Origin of the sequence: Kitasatospora sp. HUAS MG31 (genome assembly GCF_040571325.1) — a bacterium.
GTDB lineage: Bacteria > Actinomycetota > Actinomycetes > Streptomycetales > Streptomycetaceae > Kitasatospora > Kitasatospora camelliae.
Window position 1 is genome coordinate 4,215,746 of the sequence record NZ_CP159872.1, and the last position, 25,220, is coordinate 4,240,965.

The 25,220-nt window shown below is 73.0% G+C and carries 26 protein-coding genes; 18 read left to right on the forward strand and 8 right to left on the reverse strand.

Annotated elements, in window-relative coordinates:
• Positions 1–6: 6 nt before the first annotated feature.
• From ABWK59_RS19135 to ABWK59_RS19145, 3 genes are all read left to right on the forward strand, one after another.
• Positions 7–1,596 (forward strand): SCO6880 family protein, encoded by a 1,590-nt coding sequence (locus ABWK59_RS19135; RefSeq protein WP_354641811.1) that lies wholly within the window; start codon positions 7–9, stop codon positions 1,594–1,596.
• 54 nt (positions 1,597–1,650) lie between these two features.
• The gene (locus ABWK59_RS19140) at positions 1,651–2,961 is read left to right on the forward strand and encodes an ATP-binding protein (protein ID WP_354645009.1); all 1,311 of its coding nucleotides are present in this window, start codon (positions 1,651–1,653) and stop codon (positions 2,959–2,961) included.
• 201 nt (positions 2,962–3,162) lie between these two features.
• A complete protein-coding gene (locus ABWK59_RS19145; protein ID WP_354641812.1) occupies positions 3,163–4,965 on the forward strand; it encodes a bifunctional metallophosphatase/5'-nucleotidase in 1,803 nt (600 codons plus the stop codon).
• Between the two features lie 72 nt (positions 4,966–5,037).
• Here ABWK59_RS19145 and ABWK59_RS19150 read toward each other — a convergent pair whose 3' ends face one another.
• From ABWK59_RS19150 to ABWK59_RS19170, 5 genes are all read right to left on the reverse strand, one after another.
• Entirely contained in the window at positions 5,038–6,519 is a 1,482-nt protein-coding gene (locus ABWK59_RS19150; protein WP_354645010.1) for a HAMP domain-containing sensor histidine kinase, read from the reverse strand.
• Positions 6,520–6,536: 17 nt separating this feature from the next.
• On the reverse strand, positions 6,537–7,310 hold the full coding sequence (locus ABWK59_RS19155) for a response regulator transcription factor (protein ID WP_354641813.1): 774 nt from the start codon (positions 7,308–7,310) through the stop codon (positions 6,537–6,539).
• A gap of 59 nt (positions 7,311–7,369) precedes the next feature.
• Positions 7,370–8,455, reverse strand: coding sequence for a S1C family serine protease (locus tag ABWK59_RS19160; RefSeq protein WP_354641814.1), 1,086 nt, complete (start codon positions 8,453–8,455; stop codon positions 7,370–7,372).
• A 140-nt stretch (positions 8,456–8,595) separates the two neighbouring features.
• Entirely contained in the window at positions 8,596–9,636 is a 1,041-nt protein-coding gene (locus tag ABWK59_RS19165; protein WP_354641815.1) for a LacI family DNA-binding transcriptional regulator, read from the reverse strand.
• Positions 9,637–9,770: 134 nt separating this feature from the next.
• Positions 9,771–10,505, reverse strand: coding sequence for a response regulator transcription factor (locus ABWK59_RS19170; protein ID WP_354641816.1), 735 nt, complete (start codon positions 10,503–10,505; stop codon positions 9,771–9,773).
• 728 nt (positions 10,506–11,233) lie between these two features.
• On the opposite strand from ABWK59_RS19170, the gene ABWK59_RS19175 reads away from it, so the two are divergent.
• The 6 genes from ABWK59_RS19175 (at position 11,234) to ABWK59_RS19200 (ending at position 14,289) form a co-directional block, all read left to right on the forward strand.
• A complete protein-coding gene (locus ABWK59_RS19175) occupies positions 11,234–11,479 on the forward strand; it encodes a MoaD/ThiS family protein (RefSeq protein ID WP_354645011.1) in 246 nt (81 codons plus the stop codon).
• A 140-nt stretch (positions 11,480–11,619) separates the two neighbouring features.
• A complete protein-coding gene (locus ABWK59_RS19180; RefSeq protein WP_354641817.1) occupies positions 11,620–12,279 on the forward strand; it encodes a DUF2993 domain-containing protein in 660 nt (219 codons plus the stop codon).
• Between the two features lie 210 nt (positions 12,280–12,489).
• The gene (locus ABWK59_RS19185; RefSeq protein WP_354645012.1) at positions 12,490–12,570 is read left to right on the forward strand and encodes an Ms5788A family Cys-rich leader peptide; all 81 of its coding nucleotides are present in this window, start codon (positions 12,490–12,492) and stop codon (positions 12,568–12,570) included.
• A 218-nt stretch (positions 12,571–12,788) separates the two neighbouring features.
• Positions 12,789–13,622 carry a sulfurtransferase gene (locus ABWK59_RS19190; RefSeq protein WP_354641818.1) on the forward strand — a complete coding sequence of 278 codons (834 nt, stop codon included), beginning with the start codon at positions 12,789–12,791 and terminating at the stop codon, positions 13,620–13,622.
• A gap of 37 nt (positions 13,623–13,659) precedes the next feature.
• Complete coding sequence (locus tag ABWK59_RS19195; protein WP_354641819.1) at positions 13,660–13,950, forward strand: DUF1416 domain-containing protein; 291 nt, start codon at positions 13,660–13,662, stop codon at positions 13,948–13,950.
• A gap of 63 nt (positions 13,951–14,013) precedes the next feature.
• Entirely contained in the window at positions 14,014–14,289 is a 276-nt protein-coding gene (locus ABWK59_RS19200; RefSeq protein ID WP_354641820.1) for a DUF3099 domain-containing protein, read from the forward strand.
• Positions 14,290–14,328: 39 nt separating this feature from the next.
• Here ABWK59_RS19200 and ABWK59_RS19205 read toward each other — a convergent pair whose 3' ends face one another.
• The gene (locus ABWK59_RS19205) at positions 14,329–14,691 is read right to left on the reverse strand and encodes a DsrE family protein (RefSeq protein WP_354641821.1); all 363 of its coding nucleotides are present in this window, start codon (positions 14,689–14,691) and stop codon (positions 14,329–14,331) included.
• A gap of 249 nt (positions 14,692–14,940) precedes the next feature.
• Between ABWK59_RS19205 and ABWK59_RS19210 the strand changes: the two genes are divergently transcribed.
• From ABWK59_RS19210 to ABWK59_RS19220, 3 genes are all read left to right on the forward strand, one after another.
• A complete protein-coding gene (locus tag ABWK59_RS19210; protein ID WP_354641822.1) occupies positions 14,941–15,525 on the forward strand; it encodes an FABP family protein in 585 nt (194 codons plus the stop codon).
• 85 nt (positions 15,526–15,610) lie between these two features.
• On the forward strand, positions 15,611–16,057 hold the full coding sequence (locus ABWK59_RS19215) for a Fur family transcriptional regulator (RefSeq protein ID WP_354641823.1): 447 nt from the start codon (positions 15,611–15,613) through the stop codon (positions 16,055–16,057).
• Between the two features lie 10 nt (positions 16,058–16,067).
• Positions 16,068–17,024 carry a YgfZ/GcvT domain-containing protein gene (locus ABWK59_RS19220; RefSeq protein ID WP_354641824.1) on the forward strand — a complete coding sequence of 319 codons (957 nt, stop codon included), beginning with the start codon at positions 16,068–16,070 and terminating at the stop codon, positions 17,022–17,024.
• A gap of 36 nt (positions 17,025–17,060) precedes the next feature.
• On the opposite strand, the gene dtd is transcribed toward ABWK59_RS19220, so the two are convergent.
• Entirely contained in the window at positions 17,061–17,528 is a 468-nt protein-coding gene (gene dtd / locus ABWK59_RS19225; protein WP_354641825.1) for a D-aminoacyl-tRNA deacylase, read from the reverse strand.
• Positions 17,529–17,910: 382 nt separating this feature from the next.
• On the opposite strand from dtd, the gene ABWK59_RS19230 reads away from it, so the two are divergent.
• The 4 genes from ABWK59_RS19230 to ABWK59_RS19245 all read left to right on the forward strand — a co-directional run bounded on the left by ABWK59_RS19230 (position 17,911) and on the right by ABWK59_RS19245 (position 21,507).
• Positions 17,911–18,453: an ABC transporter substrate-binding protein gene (locus ABWK59_RS19230; protein WP_354641826.1), complete on the forward strand. Its 543-nt coding sequence runs from the start codon at positions 17,911–17,913 to the stop codon at positions 18,451–18,453.
• 81 nt (positions 18,454–18,534) lie between these two features.
• Complete coding sequence (locus tag ABWK59_RS19235) at positions 18,535–19,488, forward strand: asparaginase (RefSeq protein WP_354641827.1); 954 nt, start codon at positions 18,535–18,537, stop codon at positions 19,486–19,488.
• Between the two features lie 368 nt (positions 19,489–19,856).
• Positions 19,857–20,072, forward strand: coding sequence for a dodecin (locus ABWK59_RS19240; RefSeq protein ID WP_354641828.1), 216 nt, complete (start codon positions 19,857–19,859; stop codon positions 20,070–20,072).
• Positions 20,073–20,376: 304 nt separating this feature from the next.
• Positions 20,377–21,507 carry a hypothetical protein gene (locus tag ABWK59_RS19245; protein WP_354641829.1) on the forward strand — a complete coding sequence of 377 codons (1,131 nt, stop codon included), beginning with the start codon at positions 20,377–20,379 and terminating at the stop codon, positions 21,505–21,507.
• Positions 21,508–21,730: 223 nt separating this feature from the next.
• On the opposite strand, the gene ABWK59_RS19250 is transcribed toward ABWK59_RS19245, so the two are convergent.
• Complete coding sequence (locus ABWK59_RS19250) at positions 21,731–22,222, reverse strand: inorganic diphosphatase (protein ID WP_030268768.1); 492 nt, start codon at positions 22,220–22,222, stop codon at positions 21,731–21,733.
• 163 nt (positions 22,223–22,385) lie between these two features.
• On the opposite strand from ABWK59_RS19250, the gene dacB reads away from it, so the two are divergent.
• The gene (dacB, locus tag ABWK59_RS19255; protein WP_354641830.1) at positions 22,386–23,840 is read left to right on the forward strand and encodes a D-alanyl-D-alanine carboxypeptidase/D-alanyl-D-alanine-endopeptidase; all 1,455 of its coding nucleotides are present in this window, start codon (positions 22,386–22,388) and stop codon (positions 23,838–23,840) included.
• A gap of 157 nt (positions 23,841–23,997) precedes the next feature.
• Positions 23,998–25,173 (forward strand): zinc-dependent metalloprotease, encoded by a 1,176-nt coding sequence (locus ABWK59_RS19260; RefSeq protein ID WP_354641831.1) that lies wholly within the window; start codon positions 23,998–24,000, stop codon positions 25,171–25,173.
• The last annotated feature ends 47 nt before the right edge of the window (positions 25,174–25,220 follow it).

A 25,220-nucleotide genomic window follows, 5' to 3' on the forward strand; every position in this document is an offset into this window, starting at 1 on the left:
GGGTAGGTGAGCAGCGAACCACTCGGCCAGTACGGCGCCCAGTACGCCCAGCCGTACGTCCACCAGCGTCGTACCTATCTGATCGGCAAGTCCCGGCCCAACGCGCCGATCGGGCGCAACCGGGAGACCGGCGAGATCGTGCTGATCATCTTCGGCGCGTTCCTCGGCATGATGTGGGGCCTGCTGATGCCGGTCCTGCCGCTGAGGATCGCCGGCCTGGTCGGCCTGCCGCTGCTCGCCATCATGGCGGTCTACGTGCCGTACCGCCGCCGCACCTTCTACAAGTGGGTGGAGATCAACCGCACCTACCGGCGCACCGTGCGCAGCGGGCGGGCGGTGTGGAAGTCCGAGGCGATGGACGCCGGGACGCGGCTGGACGGCCGTGAGGTGGAGATCGGGCCGCCGCCCGGGGTGGGTCGGCTGCGCTGGCTGACCGCGCCGTTCGGGCCGGACGAGGTGGCGGTGCTGATGCACCTGGAGCGCCGGACGGTCACCGCCGCGATCGAGATCGAGGGCCCGGGCGTGGGCCTGCGGGACTCCGAGGACCAGGAAACCCTGGTCGACCGGTTCGGCACCCTGCTCAAGCACGTGGCCAACGGCGACGGCTTCGTGACGCGGTTGCAGATCCTGGCCCGCACCCTGCCCGCCGACCCGGACGCCCACGCCAAGGACGTGGAGCGGCGCGGCGACCACGAGGCCCCGCGCTGGCTGCAGGACTCCTACGACCAGCTGCAGTCGATGGTGTCGACCTCCTCGGAGCAGCACCGCGCCTACCTGGTCGCCTGCATGCACTACACCCGCGACCTGGCCGCCGAGGCGCACGCCATGGGCCGGACCGCGTACGACACCCGGGCGGACGGGCGCCGGGCGCGGGACGACGACGGGCTGGCCACCGTGATGGCCCGTGAGCTCACCGACATCTGCGCCCGGCTGGCCGAGGCGGACATCCGGGTCCGGCAGCCTCTGGGCCAGGCCCGGCTGGCCTCGCTGGTGCACTCGATGTACGACCCGGACCACCCGATCGACCACATCCAGGCGATGAGCCGGCGGAACGCCTGGCCGGCCGAGCTGGACGCCACCCACCCGCAGTTCCTGCAGGCCAAGACCCGGGAGGCGGCCACCCGTGAGCCCTGGTGCCACGCCACCGCCTGGATCAAGGAGTGGCCGCTCACCCCGGTCGGCGTCAACTTCCTGGCCCCGCTGCTGGTGCACACACCGGACGTGATCCGCACGGTCGCGGTCACCATGGACCTGGAGCCCACCGACGTCGCCATCGAGCGGATGCTCACCGAGAAGACCAACGACGAGGCCGAGGCCAACCGGGCCGCCAAGATGAACCGCACCGTCGACCCCCGCGACCTGGCCCACACCGGCCGGGTCGACCAGCGCGGCGACGACCTGGCCTCCGGCGCCGCCGGCGTCAACCTGGTCGGGTACCTGACCGTCTCCGCCCGCAGCCCGGAGGCGCTGGCCCGGGACAAGCGGACCATCCGTGCCTCGGCCGGCAAGAGCTACCTCAAGCTGGAGTGGTGCGACCGCGAGCACCACCGGGCGTTCGTGAACACCCTGCCGTTCGCCACCGGCATCCGCCGCTGACCCCTCGGAGGCCGTGCCGTGCTCAGCAAGCTCACCGACTCGTTCACCAGCCTGATGTTCGGCCGGGTGGAGACCACCCGGCTGCCCGTCCGCACCTCCACCGGCCAGGCCCAGGCGGTCTACCTGCCGACCGCGGCACCCGGCCTGGGCGACAGCGGCGTGATCATCGGCCGCGAGGTGTACAGCGGCAAGGGCTACGTCTACGACCCCTTCCAGCTGTACGGCCAGCAGCTGCCGGCCCCGCACTGGCTGGTGCTCGGCGAGTCCGGCAACGGCAAGTCGGCGCTGGAGAAGACGTACGTGCTGCGCCAGCTGCGGTTCCGCGACCGGCAGGTGGTGGTGCTGGACGCGCAGGGCGAGGACGGCGTCGGCGAGTGGAACCTGATCGCCAACGCGCTGGGCATAAAGTCGATCCGCCTGGACCCGATGGCGGCCCGGGACGGCGGGGTGAGGCTCAACCCGCTCGACCCGGCGATCACCACCACCGGCCAGCTCTCGCTGCTGCGGACCATCATCGAGGTGGCGATGGGCCGGGGCCTGGATGAGCGGGCCGGTTTCGCGCTGAAGGCCGCGCACGCCTATGTACACGCCACGGTGAAGGGCCGTCAGCCGGTCCTGGACGACATCATCGCCACCCTGCGCAACCCCGACCTGTCCTCGGTGGAGTCGCTGGGCGTGGAGGTCGGGGACGTGCAGTCCTGGGGCCTGGACGTGGCGCTGGTGCTGGACCGGCTGGTCGACGGCGACCTGCGCGGCATGTTCGACGGCCCGACCTCGGCCGGCATCGACCTGGACGCGCCGCTGATCGTCTTCGACCTCTCGCACATCGACCGGAACTCCATCGCCATGCCGATCCTGATGGCGATCGTCGGGGTGTGGCTGGAGCACACCTGGCTGCGGCCGGACCGGGTGAAGCGCATCTTCCTGGTCGAGGAGGCCTGGCACATCATCAACAGCCCGTTCGTGGCCCAGCTGTTCCAGCGGCTGCTGAAGTTCGGCCGCCGGCTGGGCCTGTCGTTCGTGGCGGTGGTCCACCACCTGTCCGACGTGGTGGACGGCGCGGCGGCCAAGGAGGCCTCGGCGATCCTCAAGATGGCCTCGACCCGGACGATCTACATGCAGAAGGCCGAGGAGGCGAGATCCACCGGCCGGGTGCTGGGCCTGCCCCGGTGGGCCGTGGAGATCATCCCGACCCTGTCGCCGGGCATCGCGGTCTGGGACGTCAACGGCAACGTCCAGGTCGTGAAGCACATCATCACCGACGCCGAGCGGCCACTGGTCTACACCGACCGGGCGATGACCGAGGACGCCGTGGCCGAGCGCGAGCGCGCCGAGCAGCAGCTGGCCGCCCAGCCGCGAATCTAGACGAAACAGGCGAGACCGCCCGACTGCCCTGCGGGGAGGGTGGGCTGAGTGCCCGTCCCAAGACAACTCGTCAGTAATCGGAAACCCTCTCGTTACGTCGAGGGTCCTGACAGCTACGCGCGTTGACTCTAGGCTTCACAAGTCACACACCACGCCCAGGCCCCCACCTCGCGTGGGGCCCCGACGTGCAGGGGAACCCTCATGCCCATTTCCGGTCACACCGGCCGCCGCGCGACGACGCTGGCCGTCGCGGCCGCCGTATCGATCTTCGGCACCCTCGCGGTGCCGGTGGCCGCCGAGGCCCACGGTCATCAGAAGCCGAAGACCGAGGACCTCCAGCTGCTGGCCATCAACGACTTCCACGGCAACCTGGAGCCGCCGGCCGGCTCCTCCGGCACCATCAAGGAGACCGACCCGGCCACCGGCCAGATCGTCTCCACCCCCGCCGGCGGCGTGGAGTACCTGGCCACCGCCCTGCGCCAGGCCCGCGAGGGCAAGCGCAACTCGATCACCGTCGCGGCCGGCGACATCGTCGGCGCCAGCCCGCTGCTGTCCGGCCTGTTCCACGACGAGCCGACCATCGAGGCGATGAACAAGCTCGGCCTGGACGTCACCAGCGTCGGCAACCACGAGTTCGACGAGGGCGCCAAGGAGCTTCTGCGCATGCAGAACGGCGGCTGCCACCCGGTCGACGGCTGCTTCGGCGACGACAACGACTTCGGCGGTGCCGACTTCCAGTACCTGGCCGCCAACGTCACCAGCGAGAAGACCGGCAAGCCGATCCTCAAGCCGTACTGGGTGAAGACCGTCCGCGGCATCAAGGTCGGCTTCATCGGCGCCACGCTGGAGGGCACCCCCAACGTCGTCACCGCCGAGGGCATCAAGGGCCTGAAGTTCGGCGACGAGGTCGAGACGATCAACAAGTACGCCAAGGAGCTCAAGCACAAGGGCGTCAACTCGATCGTCGCGCTGATCCACGAGGGCGGCGTCCCCACCGGCGCGACCTACGACTACGACTGCGGTGCCAACGGTGCGGGCATCTCCGGCCCGATCGTCGACATCGCCAAGAACCTGGACCCGGCGATCGGCGCCATCGTCACCGGCCACACCCACAACGCTTACGCCTGCTCCATCCCGGACCCGCAGGGCGTCCCGCGCTCGGTCACCAGCGCCGCCTCCTTCGGCCGCCTGTACACCGAGATCAACCTCAAGCTCGACAAGCGCAACGGCACCATCGTGCGCCCGTCGGTCACCGCCGCCAACCACGTGGTGCGCCGCACCGTGGAGAAGGCGCCGGACATGACCGAGCTGATCTCGTACTACAGCAAGCTGGCCGCCCCGATCGCCAACCGCCCGCTGGGCTGGATCGGCGCGGACATCAACGGCCGCGGCTCGGCCGACTACGAGAAGCCGCTCGGTGACGTGATCGCCGACGCACAGCTGGCCGGTCTGGCCGCCGCGGACAAGGGCGGCGCGCAGATCGCCTTCATGAACCCCGGCGGCATCCGCTCCGACCTGGTCTACAAGGCCAGCGGCAGCGAGGGCGACGGCGTGGTGACCTACGGCGAGGCGTTCACCGTCCAGCCGTTCACCAACATGATGCAGGTCAAGACCCTGACCGGCGCCCAGATCATCCAGCTGCTGCAGCAGCAGGTGAGCGGCGGCAACGAGGCCTCCCCGAAGGTCCTCCAGGTCTCCAAGGGCTTCACCTACACCCTGGACCTCACCAAGACCGGCGCCGCCCGCGTCCTGGTCGACACGGTCAAGCTGAACGGCTCCCCGATCGACCCCGCCGGCAAGTACCGCGTCGCGGCCAACGAGTTCCTGGCCGGCGGCGGCGACGGCTTCCCGGCCTTCGCGGCCGGCGCCGACAAGCTGGTCGGCGCCTCCGACCTGGACCTCTTCGCCGCCTACCTGGGCGCGAACAGCTCGGCGAGCAAGCCGCTGCCCGTCCCGGCCAAGGACCGCATCACCCTCGTCGGCGGCGGCCAGGACAACCACTGACGATCGACCGACGGTACTGACCGTACCGACGGCATGAGGGGCGGGGCGCTGCGGCGCCCCGCCCCTCGGCGTTCAGTCGGCCGGCCCCGGCAGCTCCGGCGCTTCCGGCTGCCCCGGCAACCGGACCGTCGCCACCGTGCCCAGGCCGCCGTCGGCCGCAGGCCCGAGCGACACCTCGCCCCCGCCGTCCCGGACGGTCTGCGCCACGATCGACAGCCCCAGCCCCGACCCGGGCAGCTGCCGCGAGGACGGTGAACGCCAGAACCGGTCGAAGACGTACGGCAGTTCGTCCGACGGAATGCCCGGACCGTGGTCCCGGACCGTCAGCCGCCCGGCCGCCAGGGTGACCTCCACCGTCCCCGCGGGCGGCGAGTACTTCACCGCGTTGTCCAGCAGGTTGATCACCGCCCGCTCCAGCGCCGCCGCGTCCCCGCGCACGTACCAGGGCTCGATCGCCAGCCGGAACTCCAGCCCCGGCCCGCGCAGCCGGGCCCGGTCCACCGCCCGGTGCGCGATCTCGTGCAGCGCCACCACCGACAGCACGCCGCCCGGCTTCGGCGAATCCGGCTTGGAGAGCTGGAGCAGGTCGCCGATCAGCACGGTCAGCTCCTGCATCTGCGCCTTCATGCTGCCCAGCAGCCGGCTGCGGGTCACCGCGGGCAGCGCCCGGCCGGTCTCGTCGCTGCGGATCAGCAGGTCCACGTTGGTCCGCAGCGAGGTGAGCGGGGTGCGCAGCTCGTGCCCGGCGTCCGCGATCAGCCGGGTCTGCCGCTCCCGCGAGTTGGCCAGCGCCACCGACATCGAGTTGAACGAGGCGGACAGCCGGGCGATCTCGTCGCTGCCGTGCACCGGGATGGTCGTCCCCACCTCCTCGGTCCGGGCGATGTGCTCCACCGCGTCGGTGAGCCGGTCCACCGGCTTCAGCGCCGACCGGGACACCAGCCGCCCGGTCACCCCGGCCGCGACCACGCCGAGCCCGGCCACGCCCAGCAGCAGCAGGGCCAGCCCGCGCAGCGAGTCCTCCACCTCCGCCACCGAGGCCGCCACCAACAGCGTGTACGGCTTGCCGTCCACCCGCACCACCGACTGCCGGATCATCGCCGGCGTGCCGTCCTGGAAGCTGCCGTCGCGGAAGCTGTACCCGGGCGTGTCGGGGACCGTGAAGTCGGACGGGGCGGACTTGATGATCCGGGTGGAGCCGAGCGGGAAGCAGTACTCCCCGCCCGCCGAGACCAGCTGGGTGTCCCACTTGTTCGGCGGCCGCCGGTCGTCCAGCTGCGCGTCGGCGAGCGCCTTCTGCGGGTTGTCCGCACAGAGCACCCGGGGGTTGGCGGGCAGCGGCGGCGCCTGCTTGAGGCTGGTCTCCACCTGCCCGTACAGCTGGTTCCTGACCACGAACCAGCAGGCCAGCGCGGACAGCGCGATCACCACCGCGACGGCTGCGGCGGTGAGCAGCGCCAGCCGGCTGCGCAGCGAGCGGCCGCGGTACCAGGAGACGAGCCGGCCGCGACGCCTCGGCGGGTGGCCGGGCTGCTTCGGCGGGTGGCCGGGCATCGGCGGGACGAGGTCGGTCACGCCGCCGCGCCCGAGGCGGGGCGGAGCGCGTAGCCGACGCCGCGGACGGTCTGGATCAACCGCGGCATGCCGCCCTGCTCGGTCTTGCGGCGCAGGTACATCACGTACACGTCCAGCGAGTTGGAGGAGGGCTCGAAGTCGAAGCCCCAGACCGCCTTGAGGATCTGCTCCCGGGTCAGCACCTGCCGCGGGTGCGAGAGGAACATCTCCAGCAGCATGAACTCGGTCCGGGTCAGCTCGATCGGGCGGCCCTCACGGGTCACCTCCCGGGTGGCGGTGTTCATCCGCAGGTCGGCGAAGGACAGCACCTCGCTCTCCTCCTGCTCGGCCGTGGCCCGGGCCGCGGCCTCGGCCGCCAGCGCGTTGCGCCGCAGCAGGGCCCGGACCCGGGCGAGCAGCTCGTCCAGCTCGAAGGGCTTGGCCAGGTAGTCGTCGGCGCCCACGTCGAGGCCGGTGACCCGGTCGCCGACCGCGTCCCTGGCGGTGAGCATCAGCACCGGCACGGTGTCCCCGCGGGAACGCATCCGGCGGACCGCGGTCAGGCCGTCCATCCGCGGCATCATGATGTCGAGCAGCACCAGGTCGGGGTGGTCGCGGTCGACGGCCTCCAGCGCCTCGTAGCCGTCGGTGGCGGTGCTGACGTGGTAGCCCTCGAAGGCGAGGCTGCTCTCCAGGGCGTCCCGGAGGGCGGGTTCGTCGTCGACCACGAGGACGCGGGCGTTGCCGCCCACCGCCTCGGCGGGGTTGCGGTCGTCGGCGAAGGGAGTCATGGGCGCGGGCCCTTTCTGAGTCCGTGGCGTGGGGCCATTGTCCGTCGGAGCGGTGCGGTCTACAGGTTCTGCCCGGCCTGCATCAGGGGGAGGACCTGCTTGATGTCGTTGATCGGGATGGCGAAGCCCAGGCCGACGCTGCCGGAACCGCCCGAGGAGGCCGTGGAGCCCGCGCCGCTCGCCGAGTACATCGCCGAGTTGATGCCGATCACCTGCCCGTTGGCGTTGATCAGCGGGCCGCCGGAGTTGCCGGGGTTGAGCGAGGCGTCGGTCTGCAGCGCCTTGTAGGTCGCGGTGTCGCCGGAGGCGGAGCCGGAGCCCTGCCCGCGCTGTCCGGGCAGGTCGGGGAAGCCGAAGCCGCCGTTGCCCGCGGTGGAGTCCTGGTCGACCTGGACGGTGACCTCGCGGTCCTTGGCGCTGATGATGCCGGAGGTGACGGTGTCGGTCAGCCCCTCCGGGTTGCCGATGGCCACCACCGGGTCGCCGACCCGGACGCCGTCGGAGTCGCCGAGCACGGCGGAGCTCAGGCCGCCGACGCCCGTGGCGGTGATCACGGCCGCGTCCAGGGAGGTGTCGGTGCCGGTGACCGTGGCGCCGGCGGTCCGGCCGTCGTGGAAGGTGACGGTGATCCGGCCGCCGCCGCTCACCGCGCCCGCGATGACGTGGTAGTTGGTGAGGATCTGCCCGCCGCTGGTGAGCACCACGCCGGTACCGATCGCGGTGGAGCCCGAGCCCCGCACGGCGATCTGGACCACGGCCGGCGAGACCGCGGCGGCCACGGCGGCCGTGTCGGTGCTGCCGTCGGCGTTGACCGAGACCGGGCTGACCACCGTCCCGGAGCTCGCCCGGGTGGCCTCCGCCGTCCCGGCCAGCATCCCGCCGGCCGTCCCGCCGAGCAGGGCGGCGGCCGCCGCGACGGCGGTGACCAGGGCGACCCTGCCCCTCAGGAAGCCGCGGCGGGCCCGGCCGGGCCCCTCGGGCGGATCCGGCGGCTCGGCCGGCCGCGGCGGTATCCATCCGGACGGGATGGTGTGCGGGCCGGGCGTGCCGGGCCCGGGGAGCGGGACACCCGCGGGGTGCCCGCCCGGGGTGTGACCGTGATCGTCGCGGTACGGGTCGCTGCCCTGGTTCTGCTGCTCGTTCATGGGCACCAACCTCCGCCCGCTTCATGAAGAGCGGATGAGAGCGGGGTCAGAGCCGGGCGAGAAGCCCGTCAGCTTCTCATAAAGCCAGGTCAGTGCCGGTCAGGCCGGTCGGTCCCCAGCCGGTCCGGCCGGTCCGGCCGTCAGGCGGAGGGCTCGCCGCAGCCGCAGGAGCGGCGGATCACCAGGCGGGACGGGAACCGGCGGACCCGCTCGGTGTCCGAGCCCGGCACCATCAGCGAGTCGTCCAGCACCAGGTCGATCGCGGCCCGGGCCATCGCGTCCCGGTCGGAGGCGACCGTGGTCAGCGGCGGGTCGACGAAGGCGGCCTCCGGAACGTCGTCGTAGCCGGCCACCGCGAGGTCCTCGGGCACCCGCAGTCCGGCCTCGCGGGCGGCCCGGAGCACGCCGATCGCCTGGTCGTCGGTGGAGCAGAAGATCGCCGGCGGGCGTCCGGGGGAGCGCAGCAGCTCCAGCGCGACCTGGTAGGCGCCGTAGCGGTGGAAGGGCGCGTCGACCAGGTGCGGCCCGGTGGGCAGGCCGTGCGCGTCCATGGCCCGCTGCCAGCCCTCGACGTGGTCGATGACCGGGTCGCCGGGCGCGGGGGCCTCGACCGGGCCGCCGAAGCAGAGCACGTACGGGTGGCCGTGTTCCTCCAGCAGGTGGCGGACGACGGCCTCGGCGCCGCCCACGTCGTCGCTGACCACCGCGACGTCGTCGATCGCCTCGGGGCGGCGGTGCAGCAGCACCACCTTGGCGCCCTCCATGGCGGCGAACTCCTCGGCGGCCCGCTGCGAGGGGCCCTGGCTGACCAGGATCAGACCGGAGACCCGCATGCCGAGGAAGGCGCGGACGTAGTGCACCTCGCGGTCGTCCACGTAGTCGGAGTTGCCGATCAGCACGAGCTTGCCGCGCTCGGAGGCGGCGCGTTCCACCGCGTGCGCCATCTCGGCGAAGAAGGGCTGGCGGGCGTCCGGGACGACCATGCCGATCAGGTTGGTCCGCCGGGAGGCCATCGCCTGGGCGACGCTGTTGGGCCGGTACCCGAGCTGCTCGATCGCGGCGAGCACCTTCTCCCGGGTCGCGGGCGCCACCGGGCGGGGTCCGTTGTTGATCACGTAGCTGACGACCGCGGTCGAGGTCCCAGCCAGTCGGGCTACATCGTCGCGCGTCACCTTGGCCACGGAGGGAGTCTACGCGGGTCGCGCGGTGGCGGTATGAGGAGCGTCACGGTACGAGACGGATGCGGGTCACGAAAAGGAACCAATCCGGCGAACCGGGCGGAGCGGCCGGCCGGGAGCCGACCGCCCCGACCCCCTCAGGCCTCGCTGGCCGCCGCGGCGTGCGACGGCTCCGACCCCGGACGCTCGCCCTTTTCGGGCTTCTCCGGTACTACGAAGCGGTAGCCGACGTTGCGCACCGTCCCGATCAGCTGCTCGTGCTCCACGCCGAGCTTGGCCCGCAGCCGCCGGACGTGGACGTCCACCGTCCGCGTGCCGCCGAAGTAGTCGTAGCCCCAGACCTCCTGCAGCAGCTGCGCCCGGGTGAACACCCGGCCGGGGTGCTGGGCCAGGTACTTGAGGAGCTCGAACTCCTTGAAGGTGAGGTCCAGCACCCGGCCCTTGAGCTTGGCCGAGTAGGTCGCCTCGTCCACCGACAGGTCGCCGTTGCGGATCTCCATCGGGCTGTCGTCCGTGACGACCTGGAGCCGGCCGGTGGCCAGCCGCAGCCGGGCCTCCACCTCGGCCGGTCCCGCGGTGTCGAGCAGCACGTCGTCGATGCCCCACTCGGCGGTGACGGCGGCCAGGCCGCCCTCGGTCACCACCAGGATCAGCGGGCAGCCGATGCCGGTGGAGCGCAGCAGCTGGCACAGGCTGCGGATCTGCGGCAGGTCCCGCCGGCCGTCCACCAGGATGACGTCGGCGCTCGGGGTGTCCACCAGGGCGGACCCTTCGGCCGGGGCCACCCGGACGTTGTGCAGCAGCAGGCCCAGGGCGGGCAGTACCTCGGCGGAGGGCTGGAGCGCGTTGGTGAGGAGCAGGAGAGAACTCATACCCGGTTAGTCCCCTTTCCGGGTCGTCGCGGTCGCGGGCGCCGGGACGGCCGGCGCACCGCGTGGCTGGGTGGGGGAGCGCTCGCAGGGTGAGATCCGGACGACTCGGGAGCGGGCACGGCGCCGTGGGCCGCACACCGGGAGTCCCGCAACCCCTGGTGCTCCGCTGCTGCCCTGCCCATTCGCGAACCTTCCGGTCTGTCCCGCGCCGGGCGGGGGCCCGGCACCGGTCTCCGGCCCCGGCTCCCCGCGGCACTCCGTTGTGCCGCGAGCGACGGGGCGGTCCTCGCGCTCCGGCGCGGGTGGGGCGCCGTTCGCAAGGACGTCCGTACTGGCGTCCTGAAAGCACAAAAGGACCCGGGGGCGACTCTGCCCGGATCCCTCACGCCACGAGAATAGCCGACCACACCCCGGGACGGGAGGGGACCGAGGCCGCCGCATGGCCCCGGGGGACGGTTTCGGCCGTGACCTCGGACACGGCCGCGCAGGTCCCGGCGCACCCCGCGGCCGGCGGTACTTGCCCCACCGGAGGGTGGTCGGGCGATGATGGGAGCCGCACCGGCCGCACGGTACGTGTACACCTTTGGCGTGGGCGGCCCGGCAGTGGAGCCGGCCGCCGCACCGGGCGAGGACGACTGGAAGGGGTTGCCATGAGCGCGACCACCGATGCCCGGACCGCCGCGACGTCACCCCGAGGGGTGACCGGAACTGCGCCGGTGGGCGGCACCATCCGTTACTGGGCCGCCGCCAAGGCCGCGGCCGGGGCGGCCGAGGAGCCCTACCTGGCCGTGACCCTCGCCGAGGCGCTGGACGCCGCGCGCGCCCGCCACGCCGATCGGCCGGACCTGGCCCGGGTGCTCGGTGTCTGCTCGTACCTGGTGGACGGCGACCCGGTGGGCACCCGGGACCACGCGGAGGTCCGGCTGAGCGAGGGCGGCTCGGTCGAGGTGCTGCCCCCCTTCGCCGGCGGCTGAGGCCGGCACCGGCGCCCGCCCCGGCGCGTGGGTGGCCCGGCGGTGTCCGTCCCTCCGGGACCGGCCGTCCGGAACCAACCCGCCGGGGCGTTCGTCGTACCGCGGGACGGGGGACCGACGACACCCATGGGGAGCGCGGGATGCGGGGCTGGCTGAAGCTGCTGATCGGAGTGGCCGTGCTGCTCGGCCTGCTCGCCGGGGCGGACCGGCTGGCGGTGGGGGTGGCCGAGGACGAGGCCGCCGACCGGCTGGTCTCCAGCGGGCACCTCAGCGCCCGTCCCGAGGTGTCCATCGAGGGCTTCCCCTTCCTCACTCAGGCGGTGTCCGGCGAGTTCGACGGCGTCCGGCTGTCCGGCGCGGGCATGACGGTCACCGGGGCCGGCCAGAAGGTGGCCCTGCAGTCCTTCCGGGCCCACCTGGCCGGGGTGAAGGTGGACGGGGACTACCGCGGCGCCTCGGTGCGCAGCGGCAGCGGGGAGGGCCTGGTCGGGTACGCCGACGCCGCGCGGCTGGTGCCCGGCGGGCAGGGCGTGCAGCTGGAGTACGGCGGCCCGGGGCGGATGAAGGCGACCTTCCCGCTCGGGGTGTCGGCCACCGGCGAGGTCCGCCGGGCGAAGAACGCGGTCACCCTGGAGAACCTCCAATTCAGCGGCGCCGCGGCCAAGTTGGGGAAGCTTCCGGCCACCCTGAGCCTGTCGCTGAGCGAGCTCCCGGCCGGGATGGAGCTGTCCGGGGTGTCCCCGGAGCCCTCCGGGCTGCGGCTGGAGTTCAAGGGCGAGAACGTCCGGCTGATCGGCTGATCCGACCCGGACGCCGTCCCGATCCGCGAGACGGGGCGTCCATCGGCGGTGCGTACGGCCTCCTCGCAGCGGCCACCTGGGACGGTCCGACCACCCCCGGCCGGGCGCCGCTTGGTCGAGGGAGGGTCAAATCCCACTATCCGAGCGTTTGAATCTCACCATTCGACACGCTGATGACAGCCGGGCGCGACAGTCCCTAGCATCGTCGTCATGAAGCGACAGGCGGACCTCACGAAGCGGCGGGCGGTAGACCTGTGCCGCGTGGCCACGTGCCTGTGTCGAATGCGCTGACCGGGCCGTTCTGACCGGCAGTTCCGGTTCCGCCCGACCCTCCCGGTGACCTGCGCCGGCGTTCCGCCCGGCCTCACCTCCCCTTCACCGATCGAGCCCTGCGTGGCCCGGCCCCACCCCGCCCTGTCTCGCCATGCGGACAGGTGTGCGGGCGGTGGCGCGCCGGCCAGCCCCCCAACAGCCTCTTCCGCCAACCGCCCCCGGATGGAGAACACACCATGAGCCGCAGCGACGTCCTGGTCGACGCCGACTGGGTCCAGGCCCGCCTGGACGACCCGAAGGTCGTCATCGTCGAGGTCGACGAGGACACCACCGCCTACGAGAAGAACCACATCCGCAACGCCGTCCGGATCGACTGGAAGAAGGACCTCCAGGACCCGGTCCGCCGCGACTTCATCGACCAGGCCGGCTTCGAGGCGCTGCTCAGCGCCAAGGGCATCGCGGGCGACGACACCGTGGTGCTCTACGGCGGCAACAACAACTGGTTCGCCTCGTACGCCTACTGGTACTTCAAGCTGTACGGCCACGGCGACGTCCGCCTGCTGGACGGCGGCCGCAAGAAGTGGGAGCTCGACTCCCGCGAGCTGGTCGCCGAGGTCCCCGCCCGCGCCGCCACCGAGTACCGGGCGCAGGCCGCCGACTCCTCGATCCGCGCCTTCCGCGACGACGTGATCGCCGCAATCGGCACCCTCAACCTGGTCGACGTGCGCTCGCCCGACGAGTTCTCCGGCAAGCTGCTCGCCCCGGCCCACCTCCCGCAGGAGCAGTCGCAGCGCCCGGGCCACGTCCCGACCGCCAAGAACATCCCGTGGGCCAAGAACGCCAACGACGACGGCACCTTCAAGAGCGACGACGAGCTGCGCGCGCTCTACCAGGCCGAGGGCGTCGACCTGGCCACGGACACCATCGCGTACTGCCGCATCGGCGAGCGCTCCGCGCTCACCTGGTTCGTCCTGCACGAGCTGCTCGGCCAGGAGAACGTCAAGAACTACGACGGCTCCTGGACCGAGTACGGCAGCCTCGTCGGCGTGCCGATCGAGCTCGGCAACTGAGCCACCGGCTCGAACCGTAGGAAAGGGAAGACAAGACATGTGCGGTGCGAAGGCCGGCGGCCCCGACCTGGCAGGAGTTGACGTGGCGAGCGAGACGATCATTCAGGGTTCGGTGACCCGCGACGGTGAGCCGGTCAACGGCTACGTCCGGCTGCTCGACGAGGGCGGCGAGTTCACGGCCGAGGTCCCCACCTCGGCGACCGGCCAGTTCCGGTTCTTCGCCCGCCCGGGCAAGTGGACCCTCCGCGCCCTGGTCCCCGGCGCGACCGTCGACCGCCAGGTGGTCGCCTCCCAGGGCGAGTTCACCGAGGTCGCGATCGCCGTCTGACCGGTGGTGCACCGGCCGTGGCCCCCTGCCCGGGCAGGGGGCCACGGCCCTATCCTGGGAAGCGTGCAGGCACACCGGCGGCATGTGCGCTACTTCGTGATGATGGGCGTCTGCCTGGGCACGTTCGTCCTCGCGTGGGGCGTGGTGCGCTTCTACTCGGTCGGCGCGGCCATCGGGATGTGCCTGTTCGCCATGGTCATCCCCCCGCTGGCGGCGGTGTTCGCCAACAAGCGCGACCCGGACGACGACTGGTGGAACGACCCCCGCTGGGAGGACCCCCGGTGGGACGAGCCCGGCCACGACCGCGACCGCCCCGACCGCGAACCCCGCGAGCCGTGAACGCAGGCAGGACCCGGCCGGCCTCAGCGGGCCGACGCGTCAGTAGACCAGCGCCTGCACGCCCTCGGCCATGATCTCGCTGACGAAGACCTGGGCGCCCGCGATCCGGACACCCGGCACGGTGTCCTTCTCCTCGATCCCGCGCCGCGCCGCGCACTGCGTGCACAGGGTGACCGTCCCGGCCGCGAGGATCGACTCCAGCAGGTCCGGCAGCGGCGCCGCGTGCGGCAGCTCGAACTCGGCCGCCCGCCCCGGCAGCGCGAACCAGGACGACTCCCCGGTCAGCCAGAGGGACACCTCCACCCCGCTGGCGACGGCGACCGCCGCCACGGTGAACGCCTGCGAGCAGCGCTCCGGCGCGTCCGCTCCGGCCGTGACCTTGATGACCAGCTTCTTCGACATGCCCCAGAGACTACGCGGCGCAACCCCGCCGGATAGACTCGGCGCCGTCGCACCACCCCCGTCCATGCCGTCAATGGGAGCGCCTCGTGTCCGGTCTTGAGATCTTCTTCGACAGCCTGCTTGCCCTGATGGCCGTCCTGATCACCTGGTTCGCCATCTTCTCGGTGATGAAGCTCTACCAGGGCCAGCGCTGACCCCCGCTGCCGTACGGTTGACATCGTTCCCCCACCGTCGACAGCGACCAGGACAATGATCGAGATCCCTTCCGACCTCCACAAGGACGTCGTCCCGCTGGCCTTCCTCCTGGGTACCTGGGAGGGCGCGGGCGTCTACGACTTCCCCGGCACCGAGAAGTGCAACTTCGGCCAGGAGGTCGTCTTCCGGCACGACGGACGCCCGTTCCTCGAGTTCCGCTCCCGCACCTGGGTGCTGGACAACGAGGGCGAGAAGGTCCGCCCGCTGGAGAACGAGCACGCCTTCTGGCGGATCACCACCAACCAGCACGGCACCAGCGGCGAGCGCGAGATCGAGGTCTCCTCGGTCCGCGACGACGGCACCGTCGAGATCTGGTACGGCAAGCTGGCCGACGGCAAGCCGCAGATCGACATCGCCACCGACGCCGTGGCCCGGATCGACGGCTCCGCCCCGTACAGCGGCGGCAAGCGCCTCTTCGGCCTGGTGAACGAGGAACTCCTCTGGGTCGGCGAGAAGGCCGCCCCCGAGGTCCCGCTGCGCCCGTACATGTCGGCACAGCTGAAGAAGGTCCTCAGCCCCGCCAAGCTGATCCAGGACATCAACGACCTCCCGGACGACGGCATCGCCTTCTTCCGCTGAACCGCGGTCGTACAGCGTGGGGACCGGTCCGCCGACCGGTCCCTACACTTGTTCTCACGACCTCTAACCGGGCAGGGACAGCAACGTGGCGAACACCGAGACCACCGACTGGAAGGCCGACCTGCGGGAGCGCGGGTACCGACTGACCCCGCAGCGCCAGCTGGTGCTGGAGGCCGTCGACACCCTCGACCACGCGACCCCGGACGAGATCCTGGGGCAGGTCCGCAAGACCGCCAGCGGCGTGAACATCTCCACCGTCTACCGGACGCTGGAGCTGCTGGAGGAGCTCGGCCTGGTCTCCCACGCGCACCTCGGACACGGCGCCCCCACCTACCACCTGGCGGGCCGTCACCACCACCTGCACCTGGTCTGCCGCGACTGCGACCGGATCACCGAGACCGACACCGAGATCGCCGCCCCCCTGGTCGAGCGGCTGCGCGAGCGGTACGGCTTCGACACCGACCTCAAGCACTTCGCGATCTTCGGCCGCTGCGCCGACTGCACCGCCAAGCGGGCCGAGGCGCAGTCGTAAGCTGGCCGGTATGAAGAGCCCGCTGCTTGCCCTGCCCGGCGCCGTCCCCGCCGAAGGACCCGACGAGGGCGTCGCCGCCCACTACGGCACCATCTTCGGCGAACAGCGCGCGCTCGCCGAGGGCCGCGGCTTCGTGGACCTCTCGCACCGCGGCGTGGTCACCGTGACCGGCGAGGACCGGCTGTCCTGGCTGCACCTGCTGCTCACCCAGCACGTCAGCGCGCTGCCTCCCGGGCAGGCCGCCGACGCCCTGATCCTCTCCCCGAACGGCCACGTCGAGCACGCGCTCTACCTGGTCGACGACGGCACCACGGTCTGGGCGCACGTCGAGCCGGGCACCCAGCAGGCGCTGATCGCCTACCTGGAGAGCATGAAGTTCTTCTACCGGGTCGAGGTGGCCGACGCGACGGCCGAATTCGCCGTGGTCCACCTCCCGGCCGGCTCCACCGCGGCCGCGGACGGCGCCGCCGCCGTCCGCGAACTCCCGTACGGGCGCGACCTCTTCCTGCCCCGGGAGGGCCTCGCCGACGCGGTGGCGGCGTTCGGGCCGGCGGCCGGCGTCTGGGCGTACGAGGCGCTCCGGATCGAGGGCCACCGGCCGCGGCTGGGCTTCGAGACCGACCACCGCACCATCCCGCACGAGGTGGACTGGCTGGAGACCGCCGTCCACCTGCAGAAGGGCTGCTACCGCGGCCAGGAGACCGTCGCCCGGGTGCACAACCTCGGCCGGCCGCCGCGCCGACTGGTCTTCCTCCACCTGGACGGCACCGAGGAGAAGCTCCCCCCGCACGGCACCGAGATCCGCGTCGCGGGCCAGGACCGGCCGGTGGGCTTCGTGACCTCCTCGGCCCGCCACCACGAGCTCGGCCCGGTCGCCCTGGCCCTGGTCAAGCGGAACACCCCGGTGGACGCGGTGCTGCTGGCCGACACCGTCCCCGGCACCCAGGACGTCATCGTCCCCGCGTAGGGCTCCCAGGGCTTGTCCGAGGCCCCGACGGCGGGCTCAGACCTCCAGCAGGACGGTGAACGGGCCGTCGTTCACCAGCGACACCTTCATGTCCGCCCCGAACCGCCCGGTCTCCACCTTGGCGCCCAGCGCCCGCAGCTCGGCCACCACCGCGTCGACCAGCGGCTCGGCCACCGGGCCGGGCGCGGCGGCGTTCCAGGTGGGCCGGCGGCCCTTGCGGGCGTCGCCGTAGAGCGTGAACTGGCTGATCACCAGCAGCGGCGCGCCGAAGTCCGAGCAGGACCGCTCGCCGCCGGAGCCCCCGGCGGCCTCCCCGGTCTCCCCGGTCTCCGGGTCGAACAGCCGCAGCGTCCAGAGCTTGCGGGCCAGCTGGGCGGCCTTCGCCGGGGTGTCCTCGTGGGTCACCCCGACCAGGACGCACAGGCCCGGCCCGTCGATCGACCCGACACACTCGCCGTCCACCACCACGGCGGCCTCGGCCACCCGCTGCACCACTGCTCTCATGCGGCCCATTGTGCCGGGGCCGCCCGTCCCGCCGGGAGGCCGGTCCGCGGGGAGGCCGGTCCATGGCTGAGGGACGCCCACGACCCCGGCGTGAACACCCCTCACGCGCGCCGGGGGGTACGGGCCCGCGCCCCCATCGGTGCAGGTCGGGGGTGGCGGCGCGCCAGTCGTATCAGCCACCCCTGTTCGCCAGGGGGCCGTTCGAGTGCCGGAGCGTGCACCGACCGGGCCGGGGTGGCACGCTGTCGGACGGTACGAGGGCCCGCCGGCGTGCCGCGGGAGGTCACCCGGGCGGGTGGTGGCGACGTTTCGGGGGAACTTCCCGGGGGCGCGCGCACGTGCACAAGGCGGGCACCACGGGACGACGGCAGGTGGTTGATTGATGGACGCGAGCAGCACGGCCCACGGGGAGTCCGGCGAACCGTCCGGCCTCGGTCTGGACGAACTCCGCGCCCTGCGGCGGGACGCGCAGGAGCAGGAGGCCGACCTCTCCTACCTGCGCCGCCTGCTCCACGGCCGGATGGACATCCTCCGCGCCGAACTGGACCGCCGCCGGGTGCCGGTCGGCGCCCCCGCGGTGACCCACCCCGAGCCGGGCGCCCTCCTGGACCGGCTGCCCGCCATCCTGGCCGACGCCCCCTCCTCCGTCCGCCGCCCGGCCCGGCACGTCACCCTCGGACCGCCCCGCAGCGAGCAGGCCCAGCGCGAGGCGGACGCGCTGATGGGCGACGTCCGGCTCGCCGACCTCGCCGCCCACCCCACCGCAGCCCTGCTGGCCGCCGTGGAACGGCTCGCCGAACACGAGCGCGAGGTCTCCGGCCGCCGCCAGCGGCTGCAGCGGACGGCGGACGACTGCAGCGCCGAGATCACCCGCAGGTACCGTGAGGGGGAAGCACGGGTCGACGACCTGCTCAGCGGGGGATAGGGCTCATCCGACGAGCCCTGGGAGCGGTCGGCGGCCGGGCCGACCCTCACCTAGTGCCGCTGGATCCTGGAGTACCGCCTCATGCCGCAGTCCGCCGTCCTCCCCGCCCTCGCCGAGGTCATACGCTCCGGCTTCACCGAGGGCCGCCACCGCGGCTCACTGGTCCTGCTCGCCGCCGACGGCTCGGTCGACCTCGCGCTCGGCGCGCCGGACGCCCCGGTTTTCCCCCGCTCCACCGCCAAGCCCTTCCAGGCCGTCGCCACCCTGCGCGCCGGGCTCGCCCTGAACGGCGAACTGCTCGCCCTCGCCGCCTCCAGCCACTCCGCCGAGGCCTTCCACCGCGACGCCGTCCGGCGGATCCTGGTCGCCGCCGGACTCAACGAGGCCGCCCTGCGCACCCCGGCCGACCTGCCGATGGACCAGGTCGAGGCCGAGCTGCTGCTGCGCAACGGCGGCGAGCGCGCGCCGATCATGATGGACTGCTCCGGCAAGCACGCCGGCTGGCTCGCCGCCTCCGCCGCCAACGCCTGGGACCTCGCCGGCTACCTCGACCCCGCCCACCCCATCCAGGTGCTGGCCCGCGAGGCCCTGGAGGAGGCCACCGGCGAGACCCCCGTCCACGTCGGCACCGACGGCTGCGGCGCGCCGCTGCACGCCGTCTCCCTGACCGGCCTCGCCCGCGGCTACCGCTCCTTCGTCCTCGCCGACCCCGGCACCCCGCAGCGCCGCGTCGCCGACGCCATGCGCGCCCACCCCGAGTACGTCGCCGGCACCCGCCGCGCCGACACCTGGCTGATGCGGGCCGTGCCCGGGGCGCTCTCCAAGATGGGCGCGGAGGCCGTCCAGGTCGTCGCGCTGGCCGACGGGCGCGCCCTGGCCTTCAAGATCGAGGACGGCGCCGAGCGGGCCCGCGGACCCGTCCTGGCGGCCGCCCTGCGGCGGCTCGGCCTGGAGGACGAGGTGCTCACCCGGATCGGGGCCGAACCGCTGCACGGCGGCGGCGCGGTGGTCGGCGAGATCCGCGCGGCGTTCTGAGACTCGCCCGCTGCTTTGTCGCCCGCTCGCCTCCGGGCCCTCCCGACCCGGCGCCGACGGTCGTTGCTCCCTCGCTCCTGCGTCGCTCCCTCGCGCCTCCCTTTCGACACCGGCGGGCCCTTCGGCTCGGGGCGGGGGTCGCCCGCTCGCCGTTGACCGCTCGGGGCGGGGGTCGCCCGCTCGCCGTTGACCGCTCGGGGCGGGGGTCGCCCGCCCGCCTCCGGGCCCTCCCGGCCCGGTGTGGGGCCGGGAGCGCCGCTTTCCGCGGGCGTTGCGGCGGGTCACCCCGGTGCGCCGGTCCAGCGCGCGGGGCGGTGCGCCCTGGGGCACGGTGGACCGGGGGCCGCACACTGCTCAGGGAGACTGCCATGACGGACCACATCTACCGGGTCACCGAGATCGTCGGCTCCTCACGGGAGGGGATCGACGACGCCATCAAGAACGCGATCGACCGGGCCGCCCAGACACTGCGCAACCTGGACTGGTTCGAGGTGATCCAGATGCGCGGTCACATCGTGGACGGGCGGATCGAGCACTACCAGGTCGGCCTCAAGGTCGGCTTCCGCCTGGAGGACGCGGGCTGACCCGCCCGCCTCCGACCGGACGACCGGGGCCAGCGCCCCGGTCCGAGCCCGCTTCGCGGCTCGGGCCGGGGCGTTTCCTCGCGCTCTGGCGCGACATGCGACGGTCGGTCAAGTCCACCATTCGGCAGCACATTTGACGACGCATCGGAGCTTCAAACCTGCCCTGCCCTCCGAACGGGGGCCGCGGCGGCTGTCCGAGCGAACCGGATCGGCTGAAGTGGTGACCCGCGCGGCGACGCGACGAGACTCCGCTTCCGGCTCCCCGTACACAGAAAGTCCGCTTTACCGATCAACTGGGAGAGTCATGCAAGCGCGTCCGATCGGCCTTGTCACGGCCGGACTGTTTTCCTTCGCCCTCGTGCTCGGCGGCACCACCTCGGCCTACGCCGACCAGCGGGATGATTCCGCGTTGACCAACTCGACGCAGGGCGTCTCCAAGGTCGAGCGCGACCAGACGTCCAACAGCCACCAGCAGTCGCACGCCAGCAGCAGCCAGGCCTCCACGCCGGCCGCGGCCAAGTCCGACGAGCGTCCGTCGGCCGCGCCGCAGCAGGGCAAGCCGGCCCAGGGCAAGCCGGCCCAGGGCAAGCCGGCCCAGGGCAAGCCGGCCCAGGGCAAGCCGGCCCAGGGCAAGCCCGCGGCGCAGATCATGCCGGCTCAGGCCGGGTCGACCCAGGCCACCGCCCCGACGGCCACCGCGCCGAAGGCCGACGCGCCGAAGGCCGACGCGCCGAAGGTCGACGCTCCGAAGGCCGACGTTCCGAAGGCCGATGCGCCCAAGGCCGACGCCCCGAAGGTCGAGGCCCCGAAGGGCGACGCCCCCAAGGCCGACGCGCCGAAGACCGACGCGGTGAAGCTGGACACCCCCAAGCAGGACAGGCCGAAGGGCGAGGAGCACGGCAAGCCGAGCAAGGGCGAGGCCGGCGAGTGCCAGGGTGAGGACGCCAACAAGGGCCAGGGCCAGGGCCAGGGCCAGGGCCAGGGCCAGGGCCAGGGTCAGGACCAGGCTCAGCTCCAGGACCAGGACCAGGCTCAGCTCCAGGACCAGGACCAGGCTCAGCTCCAGGACCAGGGCCAGGCTCAGAACCAGGACCAGGGCCAGCTCCAGGACCAGGTGCAGAACGTGGTCGTCACCGTGCTGGTCGACAACACGGCGGAGAACCACAACCACAACTCCGCAGAGGCGGTCAACATCTCCAACAACAAGAAGGGCGACCACGAGAAGGGCGACCACAAGAAGGGCCACAAGGAGTGGCACAACGACGGGTCGAGCAGTGACCACGACCCGGCTTCCAACGGTGCCGCCGGCGCTGCCGCGGCCCGCGCCGAGCTGGCTCACACCGGTGCGGACGGCCTCACCCTGGGCCTCGGCGCCACCGCTCTGATCGGGGCGGGCGGTGCGCTGATCCGCATGCGCCGTACCCGCAACTCCTGACGGACGGCTCCGACCGCCGGGACCCACAGCGGTCCTGACGGACCGTCGCCCGTGGGGTGACACAACGACACCGCGCCCTGCCGCCTCTCACGCGGCAGGGCGCGGTGCCGTCCGTCGACCGCCCCGCGGAGGGGCGGGACAACACGAGAGGCCGGGACGGCCCCTGGCACGTCCCGGCCTCCCGGAGGCCCACCTCGTACGGAACGGTGGTGCGGGGCTCGGCTCAGTGGCCGCCCTGCTCCTCCAGGCGCTTGATCGAAGCGGTGATCTCCGCCTCGGCCTCGGTGCGGCCGACCCAGTTGGCGCCCTCGACGGACTTGCCGGGCTCCAGGTCCTTGTAGACCTCGAAGAAGTGCTGGATCTCCAGGCGGTCGAACTCCGACACGTGGTGGATGTCCCGCAGGTGCTCCCAGCGCGGGTCGGTCGCCGGGACGCAGAGCAGCTTGTCGTCGCCGCCGGCCTCGTCGGTCATGTGGAACATGCCGATGGCGCGGCACTTGATGAGGCAGCCCGGGAAGGTCGGCTCGTCCAGGATGACCAGGGCGTCCAGCGGGTCGCCGTCCTCGCCGAGGGTGCCCTCGACGTAGCCGTAGTCGGCCGGGTAGCGGGTCGAGGTGAAGAGCATCCGGTCGAGGCGCAGGCGGCCGGTCTCGTGGTCGACCTCGTACTTGTTGCGCGAGCCCTTAGGGATCTCGATCAGGACGTCGAACTCCAACGGTTCCTCCAAGGTAGGTACTGACAGAATCCAAGTGTCTCCTACGGCAGGGTGTGCTCAGGAAAGGGGCCGGTCGGTGAACAGTGGCGCAGGGACGCGGAGGGGTCGGAGAGCGGCCGTCGCGGGCGTCCTCGGGGTGGCTCTCGCGGCGGGAGGTCTGACGGTGGGGGGTGCGCCGGCCCAGGCGCAGCCGACACCGAGCCCGAGCAGCAGCGGGCACCCCACCCGGACGCCGTCAGGCAAGCCCGGCGACCGTACGCCGACGGGGGGCACGCACAGCGCGACGGGCGGCGACCACAAGGGCGACCGCCCCGGCACGCAGCGCGGCAGGAAGCACAAGCCGGCGCCCACCCGCGGCCCGGTCCTGGCCCCGCTGGCGGACGCCAAGGACGGCGCGCCGACCGACCGGGGGCTGCAGCAGTCGCTCACCACCCCGCTCCAGGACAAGTCCCTGGGCACCCTCACCTTCGCCGTGGCGGACGCCGCCACCGGCCGCCTGCTGCTGGGCTCCGGGGAGACCACGCCGGGCACCCCGGCCTCCACCACCAAGCTCGCCACCGCGGTCGCCGCCCTCGCGCTGCTGCCCGCGGACTTCCGGATGACCACCCGGGTGGTGCAGGGCGCCACGCCGGGCGAGATCACCCTGGTCGGCGGCGGCGACCCCCTCCTCACGGCCCTCCCGCAGGACCAGGTCCGGGTCGGCGGCGCCACGGTCGACCAGGAGACCGCCCCGGCCTCGCTGGCCGACCTCGCCCGGCAGACCGCCGCCTCCCTCAAGGCCGCCGGGACCACCTCCGTCAAGCTCGGCTTCGACACCTCGCTCTACTCCGGCGACCTGCTCCACAAGGAGCACGACGGGACCAACATCGCCGCCGTCACCCCGCTGATGATCGACGAGGGCCGGGTCGACCCCCGGTCCGCCGAGGAGGCGCCGGCCCGGGTGGCCGACCCGGCCGCGCAGGCGGCCGAGGCGTTCGCCGCCCTGCTCAGGGCCGAGGGGATCACCGTCCAGGGCCGGGCCGCCGCGGGCCGGGCCGGTGCCGGCGCCCAGCAGCTCGGCGCGGTGCTCTCCCCGACCGTGCCGCGCCTGGTCGAGCGGATGCTGACCACCTCCGACAACACCCTGGCCGAGGCGGTGGCGCGGCAGGTGGCCGTCGCCGCCGGGAAGCCGGCCAGCTTCGAGGGCGCCGCCGGCGCGGTGACCACGGTGCTGAAGGGCCTGGGCGTCCCGCTCACCGGTGTGGTGATCAACGACGGCAGCGGCCTCAGCAAGGCGAACCTGATCCCCCCGGTCACCCTGGTCAAGCTGCTGGCCGCCGCCTCCGCCCCCGACCATCCGGAGCTGCGCCCGGTCGTCACCGGCCTGCCGATCGCCGGGTTCACCGGCACCCTGGTGAACCGTTTCGGCGCCAAGTCCGGCGCCGGCGAGGCCGCCGGCATCGTCCGGGCCAAGACCGGCACCCTCTCCGGGGTCAACACCCTCGCCGGCACCGTGGTGGACGCCGACGGGCGGGTCCTGGCCTTCGCGCTGATGACCAGGACCAGCGCCGGCCCGGACGTCGCCCGCGCCGCCGTGGACCGGATCGTCGCCAGGATCGCCGCCTGCGGCTGCCACTGAGCGCTCACCGCCGAGCACCCACCGCCGACCGTCCGCCGCTCAGCGGCGGCGCGCCGGACGGCGGTCACGGACAGGCCGGTCCGGGAAGCCCGGACCGGCCGCGCGCCCCGCGCCCGCTTCCCTCCCCCAGGAGCGCGCCAGCACGTACGGTGAGGGAATGACGAGCGCGAGCGGCGGTACCGACATGGTCGACTGGAATCTCGCGGTCCAGACCGCGACCCGGCTGGCCAGGCCGGGCCCGGAGGTGACCCGGGAGGAGGCGCGCACGGTGGTCGCCGAGCTGCGCCGGCACGCCCTGGAGGCGGAGGAGCACGTCCGCGAGTTCACCGGGATGCCGGCCGCCAGCCTGATGGACGCCCCGGCGACCCCCGTCCTGGTGGTGGACCGGGTCGGCTGGGTGAAGGCCAACGTGGCCGGGTTCCGGAGCATCATCCGGCCGCTCGTCGACAAGCTGCAGGCCCGCCGTACCGACTCCTCGGGCGCCGCGGTGTTCGGCTCGCTGGGGGAGAAGGCCACCGGCGTCGAGCTGGGCGCGGTGCTCGCCTTCCTCTCCACCAAGGTGCTGGGCCAGTACGAGACCTTCGCCCCCGCCGAACTGCCGGCCGCCCCGGACAGCCCGGCCGGGCTGTTCGACCGCCCCCGCCGCGGCCTGGACGCCCCCGGGCCGGGCCGGCTGCTGCTGGTCGCGCCGAACATCGTCCAGGTGGAGCGCGAGCTGGACGTGGACCCGCACGACTTCCGGCTCTGGGTCTGCCTGCACGAGGAGACCCACCGCACCCAGTTCACGGCGGTGCCCTGGCTGCGCGACCACATCGAGTCCGAGGTGCAGGACTTCCTGGGCCGGACCGAGGTGGACCCGGGCGCCCTGGTGGAGCGGCTGCGGGACGCGGTCGGCGGGGTTCCGGGCCTGGGCGGCCGGGGCAACGGGTCCTCGGCGGGCACGCTGATGGAGGTCGTCCAGACCCCCGCCCAGCGCGAGATCCTGGCCCGGCTCACCGCCGTGATGTCCCTGCTGGAGGGCCATGCGGACGTGGTGATGGACGGGGTCGGGCCGGCCGTGGTGCCCTCGGTCGCGGAGATCCGGGAGAAGTTCCAGAAGCGGCGGGACCGCGGGGCCGGGCGGCTCGACCTGATGCTGCGGCGGCTGCTCGGCATGGACGCCAAGCTGCGGCAGTACCAGGACGGCGCGGTGTTCGTCCGCGGGGTGGTGGCCCGGGTCGGCATGGCTGGCTTCAACCGGGTCTGGACCTCGCCGAACACCCTCCCCACCAAGGAGGAGATCCACGACCCGGGCGCCTGGGTCGCCCGCGTCATCGGCGACGACGCCACCTGACGGACGGCGCCCCGGGCGCTCCCGTCAGGGGGAGCGCCGCGGGGCGG

Bases quoted from the DNA above. Each gene is read 5' to 3' on its own strand.
- ABWK59_RS19140 (WP_354645009.1), top strand. From the start codon at position 1,651: ATGTTCGGCCGGGTGGAGACCACCCGGCTGCCCGTCCGCACCTCCACC.
- ABWK59_RS19145 (WP_354641812.1), top strand. From the start codon at position 3,163: ATGCCCATTTCCGGTCACACCGGCCGCCGCGCGACGACGCTGGCCGTC.
- ABWK59_RS19150 (WP_354645010.1), bottom strand. From the start codon at position 6,519: ATGCCCGGCCACCCGCCGAAGCAGCCCGGCCACCCGCCGAGGCGTCGC.
- ABWK59_RS19155 (WP_354641813.1), bottom strand. From the start codon at position 7,310: ATGACTCCCTTCGCCGACGACCGCAACCCCGCCGAGGCGGTGGGCGGC.
- ABWK59_RS19160 (WP_354641814.1), bottom strand. From the start codon at position 8,455: ATGAACGAGCAGCAGAACCAGGGCAGCGACCCGTACCGCGACGATCAC.
- ABWK59_RS19170 (WP_354641816.1), bottom strand. From the start codon at position 10,505: ATGAGTTCTCTCCTGCTCCTCACCAACGCGCTCCAGCCCTCCGCCGAG.
- ABWK59_RS19180 (WP_354641817.1), top strand. From the start codon at position 11,620: ATGCGGGGCTGGCTGAAGCTGCTGATCGGAGTGGCCGTGCTGCTCGGC.
- ABWK59_RS19185 (WP_354645012.1), top strand. From the start codon at position 12,490: ATGAAGCGACAGGCGGACCTCACGAAGCGGCGGGCGGTAGACCTGTGC.
- ABWK59_RS19190 (WP_354641818.1), top strand. From the start codon at position 12,789: ATGAGCCGCAGCGACGTCCTGGTCGACGCCGACTGGGTCCAGGCCCGC.
- ABWK59_RS19195 (WP_354641819.1), top strand. From the start codon at position 13,660: ATGTGCGGTGCGAAGGCCGGCGGCCCCGACCTGGCAGGAGTTGACGTG.
- ABWK59_RS19205 (WP_354641821.1), bottom strand. From the start codon at position 14,691: ATGTCGAAGAAGCTGGTCATCAAGGTCACGGCCGGAGCGGACGCGCCG.
- ABWK59_RS19210 (WP_354641822.1), top strand. From the start codon at position 14,941: ATGATCGAGATCCCTTCCGACCTCCACAAGGACGTCGTCCCGCTGGCC.
- ABWK59_RS19220 (WP_354641824.1), top strand. From the start codon at position 16,068: ATGAAGAGCCCGCTGCTTGCCCTGCCCGGCGCCGTCCCCGCCGAAGGA.
- dtd (WP_354641825.1), bottom strand. From the start codon at position 17,528: ATGAGAGCAGTGGTGCAGCGGGTGGCCGAGGCCGCCGTGGTGGTGGAC.
- ABWK59_RS19230 (WP_354641826.1), top strand. From the start codon at position 17,911: ATGGACGCGAGCAGCACGGCCCACGGGGAGTCCGGCGAACCGTCCGGC.
- ABWK59_RS19235 (WP_354641827.1), top strand. From the start codon at position 18,535: ATGCCGCAGTCCGCCGTCCTCCCCGCCCTCGCCGAGGTCATACGCTCC.
- ABWK59_RS19240 (WP_354641828.1), top strand. From the start codon at position 19,857: ATGACGGACCACATCTACCGGGTCACCGAGATCGTCGGCTCCTCACGG.
- ABWK59_RS19245 (WP_354641829.1), top strand. From the start codon at position 20,377: ATGCAAGCGCGTCCGATCGGCCTTGTCACGGCCGGACTGTTTTCCTTC.
- ABWK59_RS19260 (WP_354641831.1), top strand. From the start codon at position 23,998: ATGACGAGCGCGAGCGGCGGTACCGACATGGTCGACTGGAATCTCGCG.